The sequence below is a fragment of the Paraburkholderia sp. CI3 genome, assembly GCF_050436505.1.
Lineage (GTDB): Bacteria > Pseudomonadota > Gammaproteobacteria > Burkholderiales > Burkholderiaceae > Paraburkholderia > Paraburkholderia tuberum.
On record NZ_JBNDMI010000003.1, the window covers coordinates 1,501,069 to 1,525,580 of the forward strand.

17 protein-coding genes and 2 pseudogenes are annotated in these 24,512 nt (G+C 62.4%); 7 read left to right on the forward strand and 12 right to left on the reverse strand.

Going from position 1 to position 24,512, the window contains the following annotated elements:
- The first annotated feature begins 393 nt into the window (after window positions 1–393).
- Window positions 394–2,526 (forward strand): filamentous hemagglutinin N-terminal domain-containing protein, encoded by a 2,133-nt coding sequence (locus tag OKW29_RS15560; RefSeq protein ID WP_429291665.1) that lies wholly within the window; start codon window positions 394–396, stop codon window positions 2,524–2,526.
- A gap of 329 nt (window positions 2,527–2,855) precedes the next feature.
- On the opposite strand, the pseudogene OKW29_RS15565 reads toward OKW29_RS15560, so the two are convergent.
- The 3 genes and pseudogenes from OKW29_RS15565 to OKW29_RS15575 form a co-directional block, all read right to left on the reverse strand.
- Window positions 2,856–3,853: pseudogene (locus OKW29_RS15565) on the reverse strand (IS481 family transposase).
- A gap of 205 nt (window positions 3,854–4,058) precedes the next feature.
- Window positions 4,059–4,313 (reverse strand): hypothetical protein, encoded by a 255-nt coding sequence (locus OKW29_RS15570; RefSeq protein ID WP_429291666.1) that lies wholly within the window; start codon window positions 4,311–4,313, stop codon window positions 4,059–4,061.
- Window positions 4,314–4,539: 226 nt separating this feature from the next.
- Window positions 4,540–5,223 carry an ureidoglycolate lyase gene (locus OKW29_RS15575; protein ID WP_429291667.1) on the reverse strand — a complete coding sequence of 228 codons (684 nt, stop codon included), beginning with the start codon at window positions 5,221–5,223 and terminating at the stop codon, window positions 4,540–4,542.
- A gap of 186 nt (window positions 5,224–5,409) precedes the next feature.
- Between OKW29_RS15575 and OKW29_RS15580 the strand changes: the two genes are divergently transcribed.
- Entirely contained in the window at window positions 5,410–5,535 is a 126-nt protein-coding gene (locus OKW29_RS15580; RefSeq protein ID WP_429291668.1) for a hypothetical protein, read from the forward strand.
- A 55-nt stretch (window positions 5,536–5,590) separates the two neighbouring features.
- Window positions 5,591–7,555, forward strand: a complete 1,965-nt coding sequence (locus OKW29_RS15585; protein WP_429291669.1) for an enterotoxin — start codon at window positions 5,591–5,593, stop codon at window positions 7,553–7,555.
- 309 nt (window positions 7,556–7,864) lie between these two features.
- Here OKW29_RS15585 and OKW29_RS15590 read toward each other — a convergent pair whose 3' ends face one another.
- On the reverse strand, window positions 7,865–9,736 hold the full coding sequence (locus OKW29_RS15590) for a beta-galactosidase (RefSeq protein WP_429291670.1): 1,872 nt from the start codon (window positions 9,734–9,736) through the stop codon (window positions 7,865–7,867).
- A gap of 300 nt (window positions 9,737–10,036) precedes the next feature.
- Here OKW29_RS15590 and OKW29_RS15595 point away from each other — a divergent pair, with 300 nt between their 5' ends.
- Window positions 10,037–10,528, forward strand: a complete 492-nt coding sequence (locus OKW29_RS15595; RefSeq protein ID WP_184073667.1) for an aminoacyl-tRNA deacylase — start codon at window positions 10,037–10,039, stop codon at window positions 10,526–10,528.
- 122 nt (window positions 10,529–10,650) lie between these two features.
- On the opposite strand, the gene OKW29_RS15600 is transcribed toward OKW29_RS15595, so the two are convergent.
- A complete protein-coding gene (locus OKW29_RS15600) occupies window positions 10,651–13,035 on the reverse strand; it encodes a filamentous hemagglutinin N-terminal domain-containing protein (protein WP_429291671.1) in 2,385 nt (794 codons plus the stop codon).
- A gap of 350 nt (window positions 13,036–13,385) precedes the next feature.
- Between OKW29_RS15600 and OKW29_RS15605 the strand changes: the two genes are divergently transcribed.
- Both OKW29_RS15605 and OKW29_RS15610 read left to right on the forward strand, forming a co-directional pair.
- Complete coding sequence (locus tag OKW29_RS15605; protein WP_429291672.1) at window positions 13,386–14,561, forward strand: diguanylate cyclase domain-containing protein; 1,176 nt, start codon at window positions 13,386–13,388, stop codon at window positions 14,559–14,561.
- A gap of 168 nt (window positions 14,562–14,729) precedes the next feature.
- Complete coding sequence (locus tag OKW29_RS15610) at window positions 14,730–15,422, forward strand: cytochrome b/b6 domain-containing protein (RefSeq protein WP_184073664.1); 693 nt, start codon at window positions 14,730–14,732, stop codon at window positions 15,420–15,422.
- A gap of 44 nt (window positions 15,423–15,466) precedes the next feature.
- Here OKW29_RS15610 and OKW29_RS15615 read toward each other — a convergent pair whose 3' ends face one another.
- Window positions 15,467–15,928, reverse strand: coding sequence for a CHRD domain-containing protein (locus tag OKW29_RS15615; RefSeq protein WP_429291673.1), 462 nt, complete (start codon window positions 15,926–15,928; stop codon window positions 15,467–15,469).
- A gap of 770 nt (window positions 15,929–16,698) precedes the next feature.
- Complete coding sequence (ilvD, locus tag OKW29_RS15620; protein ID WP_429291674.1) at window positions 16,699–18,561, reverse strand: dihydroxy-acid dehydratase; 1,863 nt, start codon at window positions 18,559–18,561, stop codon at window positions 16,699–16,701.
- Window positions 18,562–19,040: 479 nt separating this feature from the next.
- On the opposite strand from ilvD, the gene OKW29_RS15625 reads away from it, so the two are divergent.
- Window positions 19,041–20,432 (forward strand): short-chain fatty acid transporter, encoded by a 1,392-nt coding sequence (locus OKW29_RS15625; RefSeq protein ID WP_429291675.1) that lies wholly within the window; start codon window positions 19,041–19,043, stop codon window positions 20,430–20,432.
- Between the two features lie 102 nt (window positions 20,433–20,534).
- On the opposite strand, the pseudogene OKW29_RS15630 reads toward OKW29_RS15625, so the two are convergent.
- From OKW29_RS15630 to OKW29_RS15650, 5 genes and pseudogenes are all read right to left on the reverse strand, one after another.
- Window positions 20,535–20,631: pseudogene (locus tag OKW29_RS15630) on the reverse strand (ABC transporter substrate-binding protein); the annotation flags it as partial.
- A 120-nt stretch (window positions 20,632–20,751) separates the two neighbouring features.
- Window positions 20,752–21,183: an NUDIX hydrolase gene (locus tag OKW29_RS15635; RefSeq protein ID WP_090807459.1), complete on the reverse strand. Its 432-nt coding sequence runs from the start codon at window positions 21,181–21,183 to the stop codon at window positions 20,752–20,754.
- 23 nt (window positions 21,184–21,206) lie between these two features.
- A complete protein-coding gene (locus OKW29_RS15640) occupies window positions 21,207–21,851 on the reverse strand; it encodes a LysE family translocator (protein WP_429291676.1) in 645 nt (214 codons plus the stop codon).
- Between the two features lie 105 nt (window positions 21,852–21,956).
- On the reverse strand, window positions 21,957–22,937 hold the full coding sequence (locus OKW29_RS15645; protein WP_429291677.1) for a substrate-binding domain-containing protein: 981 nt from the start codon (window positions 22,935–22,937) through the stop codon (window positions 21,957–21,959).
- Window positions 22,934–24,298 (reverse strand): leucine-rich repeat-containing protein kinase family protein, encoded by a 1,365-nt coding sequence (locus OKW29_RS15650; protein ID WP_429291678.1) that lies wholly within the window; start codon window positions 24,296–24,298, stop codon window positions 22,934–22,936. Before OKW29_RS15650 ends, OKW29_RS15645 begins: the two co-directional genes overlap by 4 nt.
- Window positions 24,299–24,512 lie beyond the last annotated feature (214 nt).

Consider the following 24,512-nt stretch of genomic DNA (forward strand, 5'->3'; position numbering starts at 1 on the left):
CTCGATCACGTGCCGGCGAGGGCCACGAGCGACCGGCCGTTGTACTTCATCAAGAGACGTCCGGCCTCCCGAGTGTCGAACAGCCGAGGTGGGTCGACCACGGCCTTCCACGTCGGGCAGCGGTCGGTCATCAAGCGTCATTCGCCCCTCCCGTTGGACGGACGTTCAGACGTCGGCTCCGCATTGCAACCGGTTCTTGGCCTTTGGACACGGACGCCGGTATTGTCTATCGCGATCTGCTGTCCACAGCTCGTGTCACAAACCAACTGAAAAATCACAGTCGCGTCCTTGAGCCGTTTGACGTCGGATTTCGTAGGCGCAGCATAAGTCCTGCCACACGACGACACGGACGCGGCGTATGGAGCGGGTCTGTTACCACAAGGCGGCCACTACGTGGCCGGCACGGGCGCTATAGCGACCCAGGGGAACGGCCTCGCGATCTCGCAACCGGGCTCGACACGCGGCGTGATCGAATGGAAGAGCTTCTCGATCGGCAGGAACAACAGCGTGACGTTCGACAACGGCTCGGGCGCGACGGTGAACCGCGTGACGGGCGGCTCGCCGTCTGCGATTCTCGGCAGCCTCAGTGCAACGGGAAGCCTGTATGTGGTCAATCCGCAAGGCATCGTCGTGGGCCGCTCGGGCGTGATCAGCACGGGCGGTCGGTTCGTCGCGTCAACCCTCGACCTCTGCAACGACGCGTTCATGCAAGGCGGAGGCGCACTCACGCTCTGGGGCGACCATGACACGAGCGTGATCAACCTCGGGAAGATCAGCTCCAGCGGCGGCGATGTGTTCCTGATCGCGCGCGGCGCCGTCGTCAACGCGGGCACGGTGGCTGCGCCCAATGGCACAGTGGAACTGGCCGCGGGTGCAAACGTCCTGTTGCAGGACTCGTCTGGGAGCAGACAGGTATTCGTGCAGACCGGCAGTGCGGGCAGCGTCGTCAACAAGGGCCGGATAGAGGCCGCGCAGGCCAGTCTGCAAGCCGCGGACGGGAATGTCTACGCGCTCGCGGGCGGCGGCACGCACATCCGCGCCACGGGCACGGCCAATCGCGATGGCCACGTCTGGCTCGTCGCTGACGGCGGCCGCGTCGAGCAGTCAGGCAAGATTTCCGCAACCAATGCGGATAGCAGCGGCGGGACGGTCGACACGCAAGCGGCGCAGCTGGCGTTCGGCAAACATGCAGCCGTCTATGCAGGGCGATGGAATCTCTCGACGCCCGCTTTCACCATCGACGATGCAGCCGCGCTCGCGTTGCAGAAGAGCCTGAACGCGGGCACTTCGGTCGATGTCACCACGACCGGCGCGAACGGCGCAACCGGCGACCTGGGCGTTGCTTCGAACCTGAACTGGCAAGGTCCGGCTTCGCTCACACTTGGCGCGTACCACAACGTCTCCGTGACTGCGGGCACGACGATCGCGAACACCGGCGCGGGCAATCTGACCTTGGGCGCCGACGCATCGGGCATCGACAACGGCGGCAGCGTCGTCAACAACGGCACCGTCGACTGGTCGGCGAGCACGGGCATCGTCGGCGCGCTCTACGACATGAACGGCAGTCATAGCCCCGGCACGCTCGTCGGCAATGCGGCCTGGAGAGCGCCGCTTTATAGCGGGCTCGTGACGCAGATAACCGGCTATCAACTCGTCAATTCGGTCACGGACCTACAGAACATCGAGAACGACCTTGCGGGCAACTACGCGCTCGGCAAAGACATCGATGCGAGCAATTTTCCGTTCGCCACGCTCGGTCACGTCTCGGTAACGCAGTTTACGGGGCAGTTCGATGGCATGTGGCATACAGTCTCGAACATATCGCCGAGCGAGTTCGAAGTCTTTAACGACATTGGTGCCAGAGGTGTTTTGCGGGATGTCACCGTGACTTCCGACAATTCGAATACCGCTGCAGGCGCGATATTCGGAGCAGGCGTATTGGCCCGCGGCAATTATGGAACGATTGCGAATGTGTTCACGTCTGGGTCCATCAGCCAGCCGTTCCCCGGCGCCGGCTACATGTTCGCGGGGCTTGCCGCAGACAATCGCGGGCTGATTGAGCGCTCGGGTAGCAGCGTGAGCGTCGCGGGCGACAGTGACATCGCGGGTGTCCCCGGTGTCGCCGGGTTGGTCCTTGCCAACGAGGGGACGATCACCGAATCATATGCAACCGGCTCAGTTTCCTCCGGACCGCAGGGCAGAGCAGGAGGACTAGTGTTGCTCAACGTGGGAACCATTAACCAGTCCTTTGCGTCCGGCCCCGTGATCTCGTCGTCGCCATACGCGGGCGGCATCTGCTCGGCTGACCTTTGCAGTGGTCACCTTGGAAGCGATGTGTATTGGAACGTACAGACAACGGGACAGTCGTCGAGTGGCGGCAACCTGCCAGCCTCGAACGGGCGCACTACGGCCCAGATGAGCGCCCCGGCGAGTTTTGTCGGCTGGGACTTCGGTCCGAGTGGCGCCTGGACGATGCCGCCCGGGGCCACGCACCCCGTCCTGACCTGGCAAGTCACCGGGCAGTGAGCCATACCACCGCACCGACGCTTGCATGAGCGTCAGACGCGTCTCGCGACGCGGCAGACGAGTTTTTCGCGAGTTTCGCCTTGCCGTGGTCGTTCTTCCTTCCGGATGACATGCACCGATTCACGCAGAGCGTACGACCGAAAGCCGTCTTGCTACCCGTACGCATGGCTGGGAATCGCGAACGTTCGTTGGCGAAGCAGATCCCGCCAACTATCCGCCTGACACCGATCAATTGGACGACCGAGGTACTCCGCAAACCGCCATTCGGTCGGCGAAAGCGCGAGCGGCCGAGAAGGGTCGCTTTATGTGTGCGATTCACAGACATCGTTTCACTTTCGTGGTGGCCATTTTCTTAGCGTGCTGGAACCGTGGCTCCGGTAGGAGACGCGGGTTCCAGCACGCGCCGGTGATGCTCTGCAAGTGTCTTGTCCACACGCCATTCGCGATGCCGGATTCGTTCCTTCCGCTCGTCGTATGCGTTTTGCACTTGCTCCGAGAGAGGCGTGATTTCGCCGACTTCTGCGATGCGGTCAACGGGCGTCTTGCCACCGAGTGAGCCGTGCGGACGGCGCCAGTTGTAGTCGAACTGCCACTCTTCAAGTCGCTGGTCAATCTCGTCCTCGGTCGGGACATGGTGGGACCAGAACTCGTTCAGGTCAGTCAGCTGTGAACGCTCGACCTTGCCATTGAGGTGTGGCGAGCGTGGCGGAATCGGTCGAAATTTGATGCATTCGCTCATCAGACGCCGTTGCACCGATTCGGCGAAGAACTCGCCGCCTCGATCAGTCTGGATACGCTGGATCGGGAATGGCATCTCCTCGATGAGACGATCAAGAAAAAGCAGCGTATGACGGGCGTTTCTGCACGGGTAGACAGCCAGTACGCGAAAGCGCGAGCAGTCGTCGATGGCCGTGTATTGGTAGACGCCTCGCGCGATCTTCATTGTGTCCATCTGGACCCGATCCCCCGGAACCGGGCGGCTATAGCGTTTGGGATGTGCCGGCCGCCTGGGCCGCACTAACGGTTGCACGGACGCTTCTTTCAGAACCTTGTGAATGGTCGCGAGGGACAGTTCTCTTTGCTCGTGGAGCCGCAACTCATTCTGGATCCGCCGCGCTCCCTTGCGCTCGGCACGCAGCCGGAGAATCGTCGCTCGATCAGCTTTAGTGACTTTCCGGTTGGGATTGTTGAGAGGGCGGCGACTTTGAGATCGAAGACCCTCTTCTCCAGCATCAAGGTAGCGTCGTAACCAATTGCGAAGTGTCGGTCTCGAGATGCCACAGCGCGCGCATACGAGACCGGCGTTGCCGGTCTCGTGATACATCATCACCCAACGTAATCGAGTCGCAATCTCGCGGTCGATCGGCTCGTTTTAGTTGAAACGATGTCTGCGAATCACACACTTTATGCCGTTCGCACGTGGATCGCCATCGAGTCGACGCGCCGTGCGCATGTCGGTCGGCTAAGTTCCGACACTGCTTGGGTGCGTATGCGGACGCTCGACCGACGGAATCCGTAACACTCAATGAGGATTAGCTTGGGTCGCTAAAGAGTTGTCCGCTAATCTTCCACGTTCCACCATCTTGCTTTGCCCGGAAATAGAGTGACTTGGACCCGTCAAGCTCACGGGCTGAAAACTCGCGGATCTGGACGAGATTGCCATGCAGATCACGAATAGTCAGGCGAAGACTATCGTCGGGGGCCAAGTTGGGCAACTCCACGCGGTATGCCGATTTGGGATTGCGTGTCGCGGGCCTGAGTATCCGCTCTCTTTCAATGACGGCCATCGTGGATTCCTTGACGAGATTACCGGCCACATTCTTGCGTGCCCAGACAGTAAACACATTTATTGTCCAGGAGCGCGACGTTTGCGTAATTCCCACTGATCGCACTGGCTGACCGACCCGTCCACAAAGTATGCAGGCGAATGACTGCTGCACTTTAGATGGGGACGCTGGCGCCCGTTATGCGATGGCCAACCACTTCGGGTCGGGAGCGGGTGTTCCCTTCGCGCTACCGCTGTAGGCCGCCGCCTCGAAGGGGTTGGGCGTCGCGGGCAATCGGTGCCTCGAGGAGACAACCAAACTCGCGGGCAAAGTCGACAGAGACGCGCGCGTGGACGGCGCCCTGCTTGTCAAAGAACCGCTGGGTTCCTTCGACAGTGAACACACCTTCATGCCAGATGTTTGGATGGATGTAGAGGCCCTGCTGTCCATCAAAGCGAAAGCACACGAACTTCTCTGGCGCTATGTCGTCCCCGGGCAGCGCCAAGGGAACGTAGAACGGGCGATGGTCGAGAGGAAAGAACAGTTGTCCACCGTCTGGGTGGTAGTTCGCGTGCCAAAGCAACATGCGCTCCGGTACATTGGTGTTGTCGTCACGGGCTGCTTCAGGCTCCACTGCGTACGCAAGGATGTAGTTGCCGTCCACAGCCTCGTTTCGACCGTACAGAATGTCCCCGCGCCATTCGCTCACAAATGTGCCTTCGGTCGTGCCTGCCTCATCACCGGTTCCAGGGTCAACGGGCCTTGCACCCACTGCCGGCCACTGCACAATCTCGATCGAACACTCGCTCGGGTCTGCTACAAGCCTGCCGAATCCATCAAGCGTTGTGGGGGTCGCATCGACCACGGGCATTGACACGCGCCGAAGGCCAGAAGGAAGGCTGGGATTGAGGTAATCGATTTCTTGGGTCATTGTGGCAGTCTACAGGAGTAGAACGTACCGACCGCCGATGGTCGAACAAGGTGTTTGACCGCCGCTTGTCCACGTGGAAACGGCCACTGGCACAACGCCGGACCTGACGGCGGCAGTGGGTCGTAAGTACGCGTTGGCGGATTTGAGAGTCGCCGCTCCGGAGCCGCCTCGGGCGAGCGCTACGGTGTGCCCGGCAACGAAGCGGTGCTCAACGCGTTCTTGCGCTACCACCATACGCAGGGGCTTTCCGAACGGATAATGACTATCGACGAACTGTTCGCGCCCTCCACCGCGGCGCAGTTCGTTATCTGACGCCATTCGCGGGGGCGGCGAAAATCTCTTCCTCTGGCCCGAGACAGGTTTCTCCATGCGCGCCAACCATGCTTCGCCTACGCAAACTGGCATGCCCGTGCTCCAGACGACGGGCCATATCTCCTCGTTCGGCAACGACGCGATTGCATTGCGCTGGACGAACGAGGACGAACGTCTCGCCGGTTTCTCACTGATCGATTGCGAGCGCAAACGCACGTTGCGCATCGTCGCGCCGCTCACGCTCACGCTCGCTGACGGAACCACCATGGGCCTGGCCGAGCTGAGGGTCGTTGCGCCCGTGAGCGACGCTGCGCTCGAACCCAACCCGCATGCGTCCCGCTTGGGCGAACGAATCGTAGGGCGACGCGCGAGCGTCTCCCTGGTAGATACACATGGACGCCTAAAGGTGCAATGGAGCGTGGAGCAGCGCGAAGGGTCACGATATCTGCGCGTCCAGCTGGCGATTACGGCGCTTCTTCAGGACGAAGCGATCGCTGCCGTGTCATTGCTGAAGACGCGCGCTCCAGGCGCCAGGGCCAGTAGTGAGCGCAAGGGCACGCCGGTCATTGCGGGCAACTTCTATCTGGGCTTCGAGCACCCGCTGGCGACAAGTCAGGTGAAGGGCGACAGCCTCAGCTTCATGCTGCATCGCGCGTTGCCGCTGGAGAAAAACAGGACGCTGGTCTACTCCGCTGTGGCAGGTGTAGCCAGCGACGGCCAGGTTCGGCGCGACTTCGGCATCTATCTGGAGCGGGAACGGGCTCGCCCGTATCGCCCGTTTCTGCACTACAACAGTTGGGGCGACATCGGCTACCTCACGCCGTACACGCAGGAGCAGGCGCTCGAGCGCATCGCAACAATCGGCCACGAGTTGCACACAGCGCGCGGGGTGCAGATCGATTCGCTTCTGTTCGACGATGGCTGGGACGACCTTGGCGGCGGCTGGCAATTCAGCAAGGCATTTCCACATGGCTTCGTTCCGCTGCGCGACGCTGCCGCGCGATTCGGCGCCGCTCCCGGCATATGGCTTTCCCCGTGGGGCGGCTACGGTATGCCGAAACAGGAACGCGTGACGCGAGGACGTGCCGCTGGTTATGAGGTCATCGACAACGGTCTCGCATTATCGGGGCCGACGTATTACCGGCGCTTTCATGAAGTCGTGATGGACTTGCTCGACAAGGGCGGCGTCAACCATTTCAAGTTCGACGGCACAGGCAATGCCGACAGGGTGTTCCCCGGCAGCCTGTTCGACAGCGATTGGGACGCGGCGATTCAACTGATCGAGGACATCCGCGCGGCCAAGCCCGAAATTTTCATTAATCTCACCACAGGTACGCATCCGTCGCCGTTCTGGCTGCGCCACGTCGACTCCATCTGGCGCGGCGGCAGCGACGATGGCCTGGCGGGCAGCGGCACGAACCGCGAGCGCTGGATCACATACCGCGACACGCAGACGTATCACAACGTCGTGGAGCGCAGTCCGCTCTTTCCACTCAATTCGCTGATGCTGCACGGCATCCTCTACACGCAGTGCAATCCACGCCTCAATGCGTCGGCGGGCGACGCATTCTCCAACGAAGTGTGGTCGTTCTTCGGGACCGGCACGCAATTGCAGGAGCTCTACATTACGCCGGCGCTGCTGGGCGAGCACGACTGGGATGTGCTTGCGCGCGCCGCCCAATGGGCGCGCGAAAACGGCGACATACTTCGCGACAGTCATTGGATCGGCGGAGCGCCGGACGAACAGGCGGCCTACGGTTGGGCAGCGTGGGCGCCGCACAAGGCGATCGTGACGCTGCGCAATCCTCACAGTCGCACGCAACGCTTCACACTCGACCTGCGGCGCCAACTGGAACTGCCGGATAACGCGGCGGCACGATTCAAATCGCGCAGCCTTGGGCGTGCGGGGGATTCCGGTATTCCTGCTCGACTGGACGCTGATCTGTCGCAAGCAGTGCAACTGGCGCCGTTCGAAGTGCTCACGCTCGAACTGCTGCCGGTTGCCGCCGCGAAGCGGTGAAGGGGGGACGAGGCGTAGGCGCTAGGGCCTGTTCACGCTAATAACGGGCTTGCGAACGTGCCTTTGCGCGCGTAGTGCAAGGAGAGAGGAGCGCCGTTTGGCCGAGCCAAACAAGCGACGACCGACGCCGCAATACGGGCGGAAAGGCACGTTCCCCTGTTTAAAAAAAGCCTTCCAGGGGCTGGCCGCCAGAAGGGCCGATCGCCGCGTCATGCTCCCTGCGAATACGTCGAGTATTCGTTGCGTCGCAATTCTTGCGCTCGGCCCTTCTGGCGGCCAGCGCAAGCCCGTTATTAGCGTGAACAGGCCCTAGTACAACCTGTCGGCCAGTTGAATCGGCTTTGCCTCGATCTGATGGAGGTCGAAGACCAGCACCTCGTTGTTACCTTGCACGAGCCACAGCGCGGGACAATACAGGCGCCTTTGCGGGCCGATGTTCCAGTAGCGTCCGAGATTGTGGCCATTGACCCAGACGATACCCTTGGTCCAGTGGCTCATATCGAGCCAGGTGTCGCCGACTTCAGTCAGCAGCACGTTCGCCTTATAAAAGAGACCGGGTTTTCGTGGGTTCGTGCAGTCTTCGTTGAGGTTGGCGATAAACGTTTCATCCATCGGCAGCAGGTAGATGTCCCATTCCTCGAGCAACGCGAGCGAGCCGTCGACGTGTTTCATCGTGACCGGCTCGAGCAGACCTTTACGGTCAACGATCGCGGGTCCGAAGTTGACGCGCCCCATGGCCTCGACGAGTATCTCCAGCGCTGCCTGGCCGTCCGGGTTCGACCCGTGGTTGTGCCGCGCCGAAGGCAGGGCAAGCGGCGCGCGATGCATCATGTGGAGCGACTGCGCGTACTTCTGCGGCAGTTGCGCTCTCGATACGCCGCCCGCGTACCGTTCACCAAGGAAAACCGTTGCGTAGTCGTGAACGGCGCTGATATCCAGCACACCGCGCGCGTGCTCCGGCAAAGACTTGCGATACAGCACGAAGCCAAACGCCTGACCGTAGCGTTCAAACGACTGCGGCTCGACGCCATGCTCGCGTGGCAGTGCCGCGGGCAGGTTGTCCCATATCGAGGCGTAGAGCGTTGGCATCAAGGCCTCAGCGCCTGCGCAGTCAAGCGTGGCGATGACCTCGGGTATGGCTGGCAAGGGTTCGGGCAGATAGCTGGCGATAAGGTCTCGATACTTCATGTACTTCGGCGTCGCCATGCCTTGCTCGCTGATCGGCGCGCAGTAGTCGTAGCTCGTGATGTCGGGCTGATAGTTGCCTGAAGCGTCCACGTTCGCGCCGGCAAAAAAGCCAAAGCTCGTGCCACCGTGAATGACATACAGGTTGAACGACAGCCGCGCCTCCATGAACGTGGCCAAGGTACTGGAGAGGTCGTAGTCCACGCCCGCGAACCCCGCTTCGCCCCAATGCGTGAGCCACCCTGGGTACACCTCGCCAGCCATCGCGGGCACCGAGGGGAATTCGCGGCGCACGGTTGCGATCTGCGCTGCGTCGCCGTTGCTCAGCGCGATCGCGCCGCCCGTTACCGTGGTGCGATTGCGTTCGAGTTGCGGGAGACCGTCTTCGGTGTAGAACGGCCCGGTTATGCCTCCTGCTAGCCAAAGCTGCCTGAGCTCTTCGAGGTAAGCCGGATTGCTCGCATACGAACCGAATTCGTTCTCGATCTGGATCATCAGGATCGGTCCGCCGTGCTCGCTCATCAATGGCTTGATACGCGGAACCAGTTCGTCGATATAGCGAGCCACCGCCGCCATGTACCGAGGATCGGTGGCCGAGTCGGTCCGCAACTGGATGTCCGGATCGCGCAACAGCCAGGATGGGAGGCCGCCCAGATCCCACTCTGCGCACACGTAAGGCCCGGGGCGCAACAGCACCCACATCTGCTCGGCTTGGCACAGGCGGATGAAGGCCTCGATATCGCGATTCCCGCTGCGGAAGTCGAACACGCCTCTATGCGTCTCGTGGTAATTCCACATGATGTACAACGCGATGCAGTTCATCCCCATCGCCCTTGCCATGCGGATCCGGTGTCGCCAGTACTCGCGCGGGATGCGGGCTGGATGCATCTCGCCGCTGCGAATCTGGAACGGCAGGCCGTCGAGCAGGAAATGTTCGCCGTCGGGGCTAAAGGAGAAGGTATGGCTGCGTTCGAGGTTCACGATGGGCGTTGTCAAGTTGACGAATGCAGGCTACTCGTAAATCGGCTGCACCTGCGAGAACGGTAGAACGCAGTTCCTTAACGATCAACAGCTTGCGAACTTTTTCGGTCCGCGGCGGCGCCATGCCTCGCACGGACCAAAGGTGTCGTTCGCCGGACCGGCCGACCAACGTCAGCTGAGGAACGGCGGATTCAACCGGTGGATGCGATCGCTCGATGGAATCGTTCAGCTGGCGTGCGTATTGCCGGTGCGTGAACTATTCTGAAAAGATCGCAATTGTTCATTCCTTTTCAGGTATTCGACAGGAGGTGTGCCATGTCGATGTCGCCAACCTTGCAGGACTGCCTGCGCAGCAAGGGTTCCCGCTACGAAGTCGTGCGTCACCCATACAGCCACTCGAGTATCGAAACGGCTGCTGCGGCGCACATTCCGGGCGACCGCCTCGCCAAGACCGTGCTCCTCGAAGACGAACACGGCTACGTGGCCGCCGTGCTGCCGTCAACTTACGCCGTGCAGCTCTCCGAACTCTGGAACAAGACAGGGCGCCGGCTCGCCCTGGCCACGGAAGTCGAACTGCGCGAATTATTCAAGGACTGCGATGTGGGTGCGCTGCCGCCAATTTGTATGGCGTATGGCATGAAAACCTACCTGGAATCCAGCCTGGCAGGCCAGCCAGACGTCTACTTCGAGGCGGGCGATCACGAAGAACTGATTCATATGGAAGCGGATCAGTTCCTCATGCTGATGGACGATGCGGAGCGCGCCCATTTCGCCCGGCGGATGCGAGGGTTGAGCGGGCGGGCCTGACCCAACTGGCCAGCTCGTGCGCTGGCCGCGATAATTTGACCGCCTTTTGCTTCATTTGTCAGGGGGTAACTAATCAGCGGAAGCTAGAATTTTTTTCCAACTTCCGCTTGATTAGTCACGCGTCATTGCGCCAGCTGCCAGCGCAGCACCGGATGCGTCGCGCCGGCAGGCATCGCCCACACCCCCGTCGGACTGAAGTCATAACCCACGAATGATGCCGGTGTGCTCATCTGCGCGGTGGTCAGCCCGTTCGCCGCGGGAATCGGCGTGCCGTACACGACGCCGACTGTGGCGGTCGTGGTGTCGGTGTTCCAGTACACATCGTTCCCGATCGTGCCGGTATTGGCGCGCGCGATGCCGATCGGCTGATAGGACGGCTGAGTCACGAGACCAGTTGCGAATGACTGGGTGATCGTTCCCGAGTTTATGACGACGAGGCCGGCGCCGCCGCATGGCGTACCGGCAGCGCCTCGGCAATAGCCCAGAAGCGTTGTCGAGCCGGTTGCATAAGACTGGTTGATCGTGCCGCTGTTGTCGCCGACAAGGCCGCCGCCGCCCTCATTGATATAACTCAGCGAAACGACCGGACCCGTGGCGAACGACTGGTTGATCAGGCCGCTAGTCGCGCCCACCAGACCACCGAGCACATTTCCCGCGGTCACGGCGGCGCTGCTCGAAGAACGCTGGATCGAGCCGGCGTTAGCGCCCACGAGCCCGCCGGCTATCGAAAAGTCGAGCAAAGCGAATGCGCCAGGTCCACCGCTAAGAACCGTGCCGGACGTATTCACCCGCAGGACCGTGCCGTTGTTCATGCCGGCCAGCAAGCCCATGTAGACGCTGGCCATCTGGTTGGGAGCCGTGCTCGCCGTGCCCGAAATGTCGACGTTGCGCACGACGCCCTGGGCGCCGATCACGCCGAACATACCCATCAATCGTACGAACTGGGAAGGCGCCAACTGCGCGACCGTTAGCGAACTGATCGTATTGCCTTGTCCGTCGAACTGCCCCGTGAATGGTGTGTCGACGCTGCCGATTGGAACGAAGGCGGTGTTGCTCGTCGCGCTCGCATCGATATTCTTGCCGAGCGCGTAGTTACCGGTGAGGTCGTTGGCGACATTCGACAGATCGGTCAGCGAGTTCACCAGCTTGTACGCGGTGATCTGCGTCACCAGGCCGCTGAACGCGGGGGGCGTCCACGCCGGGTTGCTCAGTTGGGTACCGGCAATGTATGTGCCGTTCATGTCATAGAAAGCGCTCAGCGCGCCGGTGCTTTTCGACCAGTCGAGCGTGCCGTGATTCACGACGCTGCCGCCGTTGTCGCTTCCGGTTGCGTCGGCGCGCAAGCTCAGATTGCCCGCGCCTTTGTTCGCAATCGCCGCGCCGCTCGCCACCGACACGTCGCGGTACGCGGCGAGCGTCAGCGAAGCGGGACCAGACCAGCGCAGGCTCGATGCGACGTCCAGATCGCCCGTCGCGCCCATCGCGCCTGTCGTGGCGACATCGACAGAAGTGCCCGAATTCAGGCTGCGGCGCAATGCGCGAGCAGCGGAATTATCGATCGTGAATGCGGGCGTCGAAAGATTCCATTCGCCCGCATGAACGGCTGTCTTTGCGCCGAACGCCAGTTGCGCCGCGCCAGTATCGACTGTCCCGCCGCTGCCGTCCGCGTTGCTGGCGGTGATCGTGCCCAACTGCTCGACACGGCCGCTGTCGGCGACGAGCCACACATGTCCGTCGCGGTTCGCCGTGCCCGTCGCCCGAATGCGCGTGCCACCGCCGGCGAGCGCAAACACGTTGCCATCGGCGGCCTGCAGGCTGATCTGCGCGGCTGCGATGCGTCCACTGTTGACGACCGTACCAACGCTCCCCGTCTGCACGAAAACCTGTTTGCTGCTGGCCGAGTCCTGTAACAGCACCTGTTCGCCTACGGCCAGTTCGGCCGTGCCGCCTGGCGCTTTGATCGTGCCCGCATTGACGACCGCGCCTCGCGCGATCAGGAAGACATCGGCGCCGCTCGAACTGATTTTGCCGAGGTTGATCACGCTCGCATTTGACTCGCCCGACAGCGTGAGTGCGTCGCCTTTGATGAAAGCACAGTTGCAGACATCGAGCGTAGACGCGACGAAACGTCCACCCGTTGTCACGACGCCCGAGGGGCCCACGACTATGCCCTGCGGATTGATCACATACACGCTGCCCGTTGCGCTGAGCCTGCCGAGGATTGCCGACGGCGAGCCGCCCGTGACCCTATTCAAGGTCGCGCCGGAGCCGTTGTCGAACGTCACGCGGTTGTGGGCTCCGACAGAGAAGCTGTTCCAATCGATCACGCCGCGCGTCGAACCCGGCTGCGTGACCAGCAGCGCATTGCCATGGCTCGAGATGGTGCCGGCCCCGGCAACGTATTGGCCGCCCTGCGGAAGAACGCCTGCTGCGCACGCAAGGTGCGTCGCAGACAGACCGGCAACGGAAATGCACAGGAAAAGCAACGATAGTGCGGGACGCGTCATACATCCCCCTTTCCGCGCGGGCACGCATGGGAGTGCGCTTGAAGAGCCGGTCTATGTCTATGAAGAATAGCAATTTGGCGCTGCTGCGCCTCGCGATGAACTCAACCTTTCGCGACGATTTGTATTGGCTTTGCGCCGACATGGCGCGTTGCGCAGAAGATGCCAACCGGCGAAATTTCCGCGTTCACTGTGTAGTTTTTCGGTCGACCGTAGGCCCACCCGCCCGGCTTCGCGTCTCCCCACGACCCATTCCGATATCATTTCGCAAGGATGCGCGGCGTTTGCCGTTATCACGTATGTAGTCTCTAACCTTTTCCCCGTTGCAGCGGGGACGCGCTCTGAAGTCAGCGATGAAAGTCGATCTAGCCACGCTTTACCTTCTTGTGATCGGAACCTTGTTTGCCAGTTCCGCCATGATGTATTGGGAACACCTGTCCCATCCCAAGCGCGGCAAGGAATTACGAATGCTGGCGGCCGGATATGCGACCCTCGGAATCGGTTGCGCGGCTGCTACATTTCGGGTTCAACTGCTCGGTGCAACTGGCCCCGCAGTGAGTAATCTCGTGATTCTGACCAGCTATCTGCTCGTCCTGGACGGTGTGGCAATGTTCAACGGCCGACGATATCTCGCGAGCTCGATCGGGTTGCTTCTGCTGATGGGGCTCACGTGGGCCGTGGCTGGCGTGCGTTGGCAGGCTGCCGTCTGGATGTACGTCAGCGCCATCCCGATCGCGCTGGCTTCCGCCATGACGTCGCTCGAACTGCTGCGAGGCGACGGCATGCCGGCGGTTCAATCCCGGCGCGTCGCCGTGGCGGTAACGGCCATCCACGCGCTGTTTTACGTCGCCCGGGCTTTCGTGCTGCCATGGCTGGTGCCGATCTTCGGGCCGCGCGTGCTGGCTGTCTCCAGCGAAATCACGATGTACGAAGGAGTTCTCTACTCGGTCATTTTGCCGATGACCTTGCTCCGGCTGACCCGGGAAGAAATTCATGGTGAGCTTTTGCAGGAGTCCCGCACGGATTACCTGACTCGCCTCGGGAATCGAAAGTTGTTTTTCGAAGAGGGGGAGCGGGTTATCAGCGACCGCGGCATAAATCGACTACCCGTCACACTTCTTGCGTTCGACCTCGATCACTTCAAGAGAATCAACGACCACTTTGGGCACAAGACCGGCGACGAGGTTTTGAGGTCATTCGCGGAAACGGTTCGAGCCGTGACGGGTACGGACGCGATTCTGGCACGCATCGGCGGCGAAGAATTTGCCGCCCTGCTGCCGGGCTACGACAGCGACCGCGCAAAAAAGCTAGGCGAGAACGTTCTCAGCCGGTTCGCCGCAATGTCCCATGGCGCCGACGGCGACCGGATTCGCGCCACCGTCAGCATTGGACTCGCCGAGTCAAGTCGCGAAACGGCTTCCCTCACCGACCTGCTCTCAGCCGCCGACCAGGCGTTGTATCGAGCCAAGTCGCTGGGCGGCAATCGGCTTGAACAGACGCCAACGACCGCGCTCGCCGCCGCCAGTTGATCTTCGAGGCAATCGGATTCAAGCTCCCGCCAGATAGAGTGTGGGGAAGTTTCCGTTCCCGCTCGAAACACTGAATTCGTTTGCCAGCACGGCTCCGTCGATTTTCCGCGTGGCCGAGGAGCCACGCGGATTTTCGTCCGAGCGCGATTGCGCACGCAGGTACGACACATGGATGCTCACGAACCCGACACACGGCCGACCCAGCCCGTAACCCGCCCTGTCCTTGTCTGGGACGCGCCGGTGCGGTTGTTTCACTGGCTGGTGGTCGTGCTGGTCACGGCCGCGTATGTCACATTGAAGCTGAACTGGATCGACTGGCACGTGCGCGTCGGCGAGACGCTGCTCGCCCTTGTTATTTTCCGGCTGCTATGGGGCTGCTTTGGCAGTGAGACCGCCCGCTTTCGCAGTTTCGTGGCATCACCCGCTGCCGCGCTTCGTCATTTGCGCCGCCTGTTTCATCGCGAGCCCGATGTGCAGGTCGGTCACAATGCGGCTGGCGGCTGGATGGTTCTATTTCTGCTCGTCTTGCTGCTGACCGAGACGCTGAGCGGGCTCTACGTCAACAACGACATCGCCGACGAAGGGCCGTTTAGCGAACTGGTGCCCGCGTGGCTCGCCAACGCAATCTCGGCGTTGCACGGCCTTGTCTGGTACGTGCTGCTCGCCGCGGTGGTGCTGCACGTGCTCGTGATCGCCCTCTACGCGGTAGCGAAGGGACACAACCTGCTGCGCCCGATGCTGACCGGCTACAAACTGCTGCCCTCGTCCGTGGACGCCCCGCGGCAGGCGCCAGCGCTGCTGGCGCTGCTGCCATTCGGCGTCGGCGTTGCCGTGGTGATGCTGCTCGCGGCTTATCTGTGAGCCTGCCGCAAACCCGCTCTCCGGGCGCGGCTACCGTGCCTGCATCAGCTGCCCTTCGGCGGCTTCACCTGGCCGCGAATCTCGCCATCCGGATTGTTCTTCGTGTGAACGTTGATGTACATGTCACCGGCTTCGAACATCTTGGCTTCGTCCGGAGATAGCGTGGCCTGACCGGTGATCGGGCTCGTCACCTCCGTGGTGCCCTTCTGCGACAGCCAGACCTTTACGCCAGCGTTTTTACCGGCCGGGGCGGGTCCGTGGAAATGCGCCATCGTGGTCGGACTCGTCAATCCGCTGAAGCTGATGTTCCAGGTGACGACCCGCGTGCTGGGGTCGTACGTGAGCTTTGCGCTGCCGCTGCCAGGCGTCTGCACCGGCGGAACCTGTTGGGCGCCCGTCAAAGGCACCTCAAACGAGACAGGCGCCGCTTGCGCCAAGCTCAGCGTACCCGCCAAGGCCAAACCACCGAACACCATGAAAGCGCGCCGCGTGATGGATCGTGACATCTGGTTTTCTCCTGTTGGGTTTGCCCTTGGTGAGCGGGCGATTATTGAAGACTGCAGAAGACCTCGTCGGCGTTGTTGGCAGCCAAACAAGTGAGTCAAGCATAGACGCAAGCAGGCCGTAACGCGAAGGTTGCATGAGGCCGAAATCCGGCTATGCCTGGCGAGCGCCCCGTTACGTCGACGCCAGATGAGTCTGTCCAGCGATTCGAAAGGAAATCGTCGGGCGAAAATCGTTGAAATTTGATCTGGCGCGAAAAATTCTTCCGGTACGATATGCGCTTTGTGCGGAGGCAGCGGATGTAACTGGCGCGACCTGGTGTTGCGCGAGGAGCCTTCATGGATCACACCCATTGTTACGCTGCCATGTTGCGCGCACTCGTCGCGGCGTCTGCTGCGCGCGCTCCGGCCGGCGACGTCGCATGCACACTCAGCTCTAGCGTCGACGAATTCGGTGACGGCGACACCGTTGCCTCGGTGATGGGGAGAGCCGATATAGCGCTCTATGCCGCGAAAGCCAACGGCAGAAACTGCGTGATGCTGGCGGGGTCGTCGCAGCGTGCCTATGACATCGTTTCCAGTTTTCCGGCTTGGGAAAGGCTCCGCGCAGGGCTGCGCAGGAGACGCCTGATCGATCGTCCATTCGCACTGCCACCGCAAAAAAAAAACCGGCATGCAGTCGCCCGCATACCGGTCTCTATTGGAGCCCCAGTCGCGTCGCCGCGAAAAGGGCTGCCGCGCCGATCCGCGCCAGTCCGCGCTTTATTGGCGCTTTATTTGCGCTTCAATTGCGAAATATCGCGCACCGCGCCGCGATCGGCCGAGGTCGCGAGCGCCGCGTACGCCTGCAATGCCTGCGACACGACACGCTCGCGATTGGTCGGCTGCCATGCGTCGTCGCCGCGCGCTTCCATCGCCGCGCGACGGCGTGCGAGCTCTTCGTTCGACACCGCGAGATGCATCTTGCGCTGCGGAATGTCGATCTCGATCACGTCGCCGTCTTCGACCAGACCGATCGTGCCGCCTTCCGCCGCTTCCGGCGACGCATGGCCGATCACGAGGCCCGACGAGCCGCCCGAGAAACGGCCATCGGTAAACAGCGCACAGCTCTTGCCGAGGCCCTTCGACTTCAGATACGAAGTCGGGTACAGCATTTCCTGCATGCCCGGACCGCCCTTCGGACCTTCATAGCGGATCACCACGACGTCGCCGGGCACGACCTTGTCACCGAGAATCGCGTCGACCGCGTCGTCCTGGCTTTCGAACACGCGCGCGCGACCCGAGAACAGCCACTGCGATTCGTCGACACCCGCGGTCTTCACGATACAGCCCTTCTCCGCGAGATTGCCGTACAGCACCGCGAGGCCGCCGTCCTTCGAGTACGCGTTTTCCTTGCTGCGGATACAGCCGCTCTTGCGGTCCGTATCGAGCGTCGCGTAGGTCGCTTCCTGGCTGAAGGCGACCGTGGTCGGAATGCCGCCCGGCGCCGCGCGGAAAAATCTCTGCGCTTCCTCGCCAGCGTCGCCGGCGATGTCCCACTTCGCGATCGCGTTGCCGAGGGTGCCGCTATGCACGTTGCCGCACGACAGATCGAGCAGCTCCGCGCGCGCGAGCTCACCGAGAATACCGATGATGCCGCCCGCGCGATGCACGTCCTCGATGTGGTACTTGTCGGTCATGGGCGCGGCCTTGCACAGGCACGGCACCTTGCGCGAGATACGGTCGATGTCCGACATCGTGAAATCGACGCCCGCTTCCTGCGCGGCGGCCAGCAGGTGCAGCACGGTGTTGGTCGAGCCGCCCATCGCGACGTCGAGCGTCATCGCGTTTTCGAACGCCTGCTTGGTGGCGATGCTGCGCGGCAGGACCGAGGCGTCCTCTTCCTGATAGTAGCGGCGGCACAGATCGACGACGAGGCTGCCCGCCTGCTCGAACAGGCCCTTGCGCCATGCGTGCGTCGCGACGATGGTGCCGTTGCCCGGCAACGCGAGGCCGATCGCCTCGGTCAGGCAGTTCATCGAGTTCGCGGTGAACATGCCCGAGCACGAACCGCAGGTCGGGCACGCGCTGCGCTCGACTTCGGCGACTTCGGCGTCGCTGATCTTCGGATCGGCGGCCTTGATCATCGCGTCGATCAGGTCGATCTTCGCGATCACCTGGCCGTCGGTCGGCGACTTGACCTTGCCCGCTTCCATCGGACCGCCCGACACGAACACGACCGGAATGTTCAGGCGCATCGCGGCCATCAGCATGCCCGGAGTGATCTTGTCGCAGTTCGAGATGCAGACCATCGCGTCCGCGCAGTGCGCGTTGACCATGTACTCGACTGAGTCCGCGATCAGTTCGCGCGACGGCAGCGAATACAGCATGCCGCCGTGGCCCATCGCGATGCCGTCGTCGACGGCGATCGTGTTGAATTCCTTCGCCACGCCGCCGGCCGCTTCGATCTGCTTCGCGACCAGCGCGCCCAGGTCGCGCAGATGCACGTGGCCCGGCACGAACTGCGTGAACGAGTTCACGACCGCGATGATTGGCTTGCCGAAATCGTCGTCCTTCATGCCGGTGGCGCGCCACAGCGCGCGGGCGCCGGCCATGTTGCGGCCATGAGTCGAAGTGCGTGAGCGATAGTTAGGCATCTGTATCCTCAGGTATTGCTGTTATCGGTTTTGATGAGCGCCCGCGCGGGCGTGGGGATCGCAGCGCGGACTTTGCGCTGGGAACGAATAGTGCAAGAACGCCAGTAAGACGTCCAATATATTTTTTCTGCGTAATTAGGTCGGGAAAAGTATTAAACGCTGCCGCGACCGCTCAGCCGATTTCACCTTTTCTTGACATTGCCCGCTCCCACCGCGAATAATGTAGCGTTCGTTTAACGAAACTGTGTTCACCATAAGAACATCGAAACGGAAACAGAGGTCTTTTCGAGCGCAACACCGGGTTCGAGGCCAGGCGCGCCCAAGCCTGGGCCCGCCCTCCTGGATTCGCGCCAATCTGTCCGCTGTGATCAAGATCAGGTAAGGCAAGTTTGCCGCCAATACGCGCCAGCACCCGCGCCGGCGCGCCGTACCCGCCCCTCCGCCCAGCACAGGGCCGGGCACTACACAGAGTCACACACATGAAGCGAGACACTCCCCCTCACGCCGCCGGCCGACCGGCCGCTTCGCGCGGCATCGTCGAAGGGCTGGTTTATGTTTTCGAGCAGGTCATGCCCGACCCGTTCGTCCTGTCGATCTGCCTGACGTTCTTCGTCGCCGTGCTGGCGATGCTGATCGCACCGACCGGCACACTGCCGACGCTGCTCGATTCCTGGTACACCGGCACGTTCGGCATTCTCGGCTTCGCGCTGCAGATGATCCTGATCCTCGCGACCGGCTACGCGATCGCGGAAGCGCCGATCGTGCAACGCGGTCTTCGCGCGCTCGCGTCGCATGCGAACTCGCCGACGCGTGCCGCGCTGCTCGTGTTTCCGGTCGTCGCGGTTGCCGCGTGGCTCAATTGGGGGCTCGGGCTCATCGTCGGCGCGTTGCTGTCGCGGGAAATCGCGCGGCGCGTCGACGTCGACTTCGCATGGCTCGTCGCGGGCAGCTATTCGGCCTGGTCGATCTGCAACAGCGGGCTGTCAAGTTCGATCGCGCTATCACAGGCATCGCACGGCAATGCGCTGAATCTCGTCGAGAAAGCGACCGGCCACGTGGTGCCGCTCAGCGAAACCATCTTCGCGCCGTTCGTGTTCATTCCGACCGTGCTGGTCGTCGTCGTGATGACCGCGATCTTCATCAAGATGCATCCGAAGGCGGAGAACGTCGTCGCGTTTCGTCAGAGCGGCGAAGCGGCCGCCGACGCGCCGAGCGACGACCCGCATGCCCGCGCGAGCAGCGAGACATCGCTCGCGGCGCGCCTCGAACAGTCGATGCTCGGCACACTGCTGATGCTCGCGCTCGGCATCGGCTATCTGGCGCTGACGTGGCACAAGGAAGGATTCGATCTCGACATCAACAACACGATCCTGATCTTCCTGATGATCGGTCTCGCGCTGCAACGCACGCCGATCGCGTACGCGAATTCGATTCGCCGCGCCGCGCGTCAGACCGGCTCGATGCTGCTGCAATATCCGATGTACGGCGGGATCATGGGCATCATGAAGGGCACGGGTCTCGCGTCGATGATCGCGAAAGCGTTCGTGACGATCGCGTCACCGGTCACGCTGCCGCTGTGGAGCTATCTGAGCTCGCTGATCATCACGCTGCTGGTGCCGAGCGCCGGTGGCCACTGGGCGGTGCAGGGTCCGTTCGTGCTGCCCGCGGCGCTCAGCCTGCATGCGTCGGTGCCGCGCACCGCAATGGGCGTCGCGATGGCCGAGAATGTATCGAACATGCTGCAGCCGTTCTGGGCCGTGCCGATCGTCGCGATCGCGGGTATCCGGATTCAGCGCGTCATGGGCTATACGGCGGTGACGTTCGCGGTGTCGCTGGTGATTTACGCGCTGGCGTTGTGGCTCGTGCCGTAACCACAATGACCTGAGTCGAACGATCTCGCTACCGTCAAAACAAAGGGCCGATGAAGCAATGCTTGATCGGCCCTTTGTGCTTTTGCGACGTACCGCTCGCTGTTACATCTTGACGACGTCCAGCAGCGTCTTTTTTGCCGTCCTTGTAGTCGTACAGCGAGATCACGCCGTGCTGAAGGTCGCCCTTCGCGTCGAACGTCGCGATTGGAGCCGCGTCAATTGGCGGTCGTTTCGTCGCTCGATTCAGCGGGATTTTGCGGGTTTGATTCGTTCAGGACATCGTCAGCAAAAGTGACGAGATAAGCAGGAACTCTGCGAATCACGGCTTGAAATCGGCCAGCATCACACCGTCGCGGATATGCGCGAGAGCGGCCGCCACGTAGTCGACGACCGGTGCCGGTGGATGGTCGGGCTTCGCCCACACGAAGCCCGAGCACTTGTGCGGCTCCATGTTCGCCAGTTCGCCCTGCCATGAACGGCACACGAGAAAGAAGCTGATGCGGTTCGTGTCCGAATCGCGCCGCATCACGAGTTTGAATTCGAGCGCGCCGGGCGCGATCGTCACACCCGCTTCTTCTTTCGATTCTCGAATCGCGCATGCCTCGATCGATTCGCCCGGTTCGAGATGGCCGGCAATCAACGCGTACTGGCCGTCCCTGAAACCGGTATTCGCGCGCTGGATGAAAAGGCACTCGCCCTGCCCATTCAGGAACAGCACGTTCACATCGACGATGCTTTGCATTCGGCTCATTTTCTTGCCGGCATCATGACGGACTAGCCGCGTTGCGCGGTCAGCAGCTTGATGCCGAGCGCGACGAAGACGAGCCCGCTACCGCGTTTGAGGGCCGCGACCCAACGGCTGGCTCCGACGCGCGTAGCAATACCGCGCACGCCGAGCGAATAAATGGTGTGCACGAGCGCGACGGTGACCGCGATCGTCAGATACATCACGATGAACTGCTCCGACAGGCCGCGCTCGTGGTCGATAAATTGCGGCATGAACGCCGATAGAAAGATCATCGTCTTCGGATTGCTGCCGGACACGAGCAAGGCTTCGCGGAATACCTTCTTGCGCTCGAACGTATCAGCGGACGACGCGACGCCCGCCGGCTGCGCGGCCCGCGATGCCTCTTTGTTGCCGCCGCGCAGTTGCCTGATGCCGAGATACACCAAATAACCCGCGCCGAGCACTTTCATCGCGACGAAGAGCGGCGGCAGCGTCGTCAAAACCGCGCCGACACCTAGCGCCACGAGCGCGACGACGACGCCTTGCGCGAGCAGATTACCGGCGACGCTCGCCGCCGCGCCGCGGTTTCCATAGCGGACCGAATTGCGGATCACGAGCAGAACGTTCGGTCCCGGCGAAATGGTGGTGAGCAGATAGGCACCGGCGAAAAGCAACCAGGTATGGAAGGACATGGCAGGCCCAGCGGTTCGTTGTGGTTGAATGCCAATACACTGGACATCATCATGCCACGGAAAAAATCGCTGCCGCCGTCGCTGCGCGCTAATCGCTACGCCGCTTCAACGTATCGAGGCCGTCACCAGTTGCAGCGGCGTCTCGATCACCTTCGACAACTCGCGCTGCTTGCGCCGCTCGGTCACCGCCTTCAACGCGAAGTCGATGCCGAACACGGTCTGGCGGCCGGCGAACTGGTTCATCGTCGCGAGCACGCGGCCGTCGGCGAGTAGCGGCTTGATCGCATCGATCGCGTCGTAGCCGGTGACATAGACGCCGCCGCCGCGACCCGCGTCGCGAACCGCGTCGACCGCGCCCATCGCCATGTTGTCGTTGCCGCATAACAGCGCGCGCAGCTGCGGGTGCTCGGCCAGCATTTTCGCGGCCACGTCGCGGGCCTTGCCGTACTCCCAGTCACCCGACTCGACCGCGACGACCTGCACGCTCGCGGCATCCATCGCATCGCGGCTGCCGGCCGTGCGCTGCTGCGCATTGCTGCTCGCCGAAACGCCTTCGATGATGCCAACCTGATCGCCGGGCTTCAGCCGCGCGGCCAGATATTGGCCGACCTGCTTCGCGCCGTTGCGATTGTTCGGCCCGACGAACGGCACCGAGATGCCGGCGGCCGCTTGCGCCGCATCGTCGAGCGGGTTGTCGATCGTGATCGTGATGATGCCGGCCTTGATCGCGCGCGCGATCACCGGGATCAGCGCCTTCGAGTCGGTCGGCGCGATCACGATCGCGTTCACCTTCGCCTTGATCGCCTCGTCGACCATGCGGATTTGCGCGGCGGTGTCGGTCTGTTTGGCCGTGCCGCGAATCGTCAGGCTGAATTGCGACGAGAAGTGGTCCTGGTAATTGCGCGCAGCGTCGACCATCGCGACCGTGAACGGGTCAGACATCGATTTGAGTACGAGCGCGATCTTCGGCTTCGTGCCGGGCAGCACTTCGGCGCCGGCATCGTCCGCGAACAGCGCGACGCCAGTGAGACCGATTGCGGCCAGCGCGCCCGCGAGCAGCACGCGGCGGCGCATGTTCTGCGTCATGGCTTGACTCCTTCGCGGAGGTGCCGGTTGCGGAGGTGCCGGTCGCACGACGCGACGCTGGCGGCAATTTCGTCGAAGAGCGGCCGGCTGTCGATATCTTCGCTCAGACAACGCGTCTTCAAGGCGGCGAGTTGCGCGTCGAGTCCACCGGGTACGTCGCAACGCTCGAGCAGTTCTTCGAGCAGACAGCCGTACGCCCTCACTTCGAGCCGCTGCAACGCGATAGCGAGCTCGCGATCGCCGGTGTCAAAAAACGACGCCGCCCCGAAATCGCCGAGCAGCGCGCGCCCCGCTTCGCCGTGCAGGATATTGTGCGCGTACAGATCGCCGTGCATCACGCCGCCCCGATGCAGATGACTCGCGACCTTCGCGATGCCGCTCGCGATACCGAGCATCGTCGCAAGGTCGAAGCGCGCGTCGTCGCGATAGATGTCACGCGTACACGATGCGAGGCTCGGCGGGCCGGCGAGATTGGCGAAGCGCATATCGATCAATCCCATCACGAGGCCATGCGTATCCGACGGATGCCCGATCATCTTGCCGAGCACGGGGATCAGGTTCGGATGTTCGCCGCCGCGAATGCAAGCAGCCATCTCGCAGTCGGGCAAACCGTCGCTCGTCACCGCGCCCTTGAACAGCTTGACGGCGACCGCACGCGGCGCGGGCTCGTTGTCCGCGTGCAGCGCCGCGCGATAGATGACGCCCGATGCGCCCTCGCCCAACGGCCGTTCGAGCCGCAACGCATCCCAACGAATGCCGCTGATCGGTGTGTCGATGAGCGCCGCCTGTTCGAGCGCCGCGTTGAACGGATTGCCCGCGTACGCGAGCCACGCAAGCCGCGGCAGACGCAGCAACCAACGCGGCAATGCATCGAAACGATTCGCCGCGACCCTCAGCAGTTCGAGCCGCGTGCATGCGAGCAACTCCTCGGGCAGCGCGCGCAGCCGGTTGCCGGCAAGCATCAGCTTCTGCAGTTGCGTGCAGCGGCCGAGCTCCGCGGGCAAGCGTTCGAGATCGTTGTCGGTCAGAATCAGCCAACGCAGCAGCGGCGGCAGCGCGCGCGCCGGCACCTCGCGGATGCGATTCGACTTGAAGCCGATCATGCTCAGTTGCGCGCATTCGCCGAGCACGCCGGGCAATTCGGTGAACGGGTTGTTGGACGCGAACAGGATGCGCAGTTTGCGCAGACGCGGAAGATCGTCCGGCAGCGTCGTCAATGCGTTGTTCGACAGGTCGAGCACTTCGAGCGTATCGGCGAGATCGAAAATCTCGCGCGGAAATTCGCTCAAGCCGCACGCGAGTTTGAGTTCGCGCGCACCCGCCAGTCGCCCGGCCCGCAGTTGTTCTAAAGTCGTGGTCACAGTCGTGGGAAAGAAGATCGGGTAGCGCCCGCAGCGCGTCGTACCGAAGCTGTCGATTTTACTGAGTCGAAGGTCATCTGGGGTTCTCTGCGGTACAGTGATGCGAGCGTCGCTAGGGGTCACGGTCGTCGCGGCCATGTCGAATGCGAATGAGACAGCAATATCTGGAGCGCGTTCGGGCCACGCAAGCGACACACTATCGGATAACGGCGCA

What these genes read in the sequence shown, in the direction of transcription:
- OKW29_RS15570 (WP_429291666.1), bottom strand. Translation starts at nt 4,313, where the DNA reads ATGGCCGTCATTGAAAGAGAGCGGATACTCAGGCCCGCGACACGCAAT.
- OKW29_RS15575 (WP_429291667.1), bottom strand. Translation starts at nt 5,223, where the DNA reads ATGACCCAAGAAATCGATTACCTCAATCCCAGCCTTCCTTCTGGCCTT.
- OKW29_RS15585 (WP_429291669.1), top strand. Translation starts at nt 5,591, where the DNA reads ATGCGCGCCAACCATGCTTCGCCTACGCAAACTGGCATGCCCGTGCTC.
- OKW29_RS15595 (WP_184073667.1), top strand. Translation starts at nt 10,037, where the DNA reads ATGTCGATGTCGCCAACCTTGCAGGACTGCCTGCGCAGCAAGGGTTCC.
- OKW29_RS15600 (WP_429291671.1), bottom strand. Translation starts at nt 13,035, where the DNA reads ATGACGCGTCCCGCACTATCGTTGCTTTTCCTGTGCATTTCCGTTGCC.
- OKW29_RS15605 (WP_429291672.1), top strand. Translation starts at nt 13,386, where the DNA reads ATGAAAGTCGATCTAGCCACGCTTTACCTTCTTGTGATCGGAACCTTG.
- OKW29_RS15610 (WP_184073664.1), top strand. Translation starts at nt 14,730, where the DNA reads ATGGATGCTCACGAACCCGACACACGGCCGACCCAGCCCGTAACCCGC.
- OKW29_RS15615 (WP_429291673.1), bottom strand. Translation starts at nt 15,928, where the DNA reads ATGTCACGATCCATCACGCGGCGCGCTTTCATGGTGTTCGGTGGTTTG.
- ilvD (WP_429291674.1), bottom strand. Translation starts at nt 18,561, where the DNA reads ATGCCTAACTATCGCTCACGCACTTCGACTCATGGCCGCAACATGGCC.
- OKW29_RS15625 (WP_429291675.1), top strand. Translation starts at nt 19,041, where the DNA reads ATGAAGCGAGACACTCCCCCTCACGCCGCCGGCCGACCGGCCGCTTCG.
- OKW29_RS15635 (WP_090807459.1), bottom strand. Translation starts at nt 21,183, where the DNA reads ATGAGCCGAATGCAAAGCATCGTCGATGTGAACGTGCTGTTCCTGAAT.
- OKW29_RS15640 (WP_429291676.1), bottom strand. Translation starts at nt 21,851, where the DNA reads ATGTCCTTCCATACCTGGTTGCTTTTCGCCGGTGCCTATCTGCTCACC.
- OKW29_RS15645 (WP_429291677.1), bottom strand. Translation starts at nt 22,937, where the DNA reads ATGACGCAGAACATGCGCCGCCGCGTGCTGCTCGCGGGCGCGCTGGCC.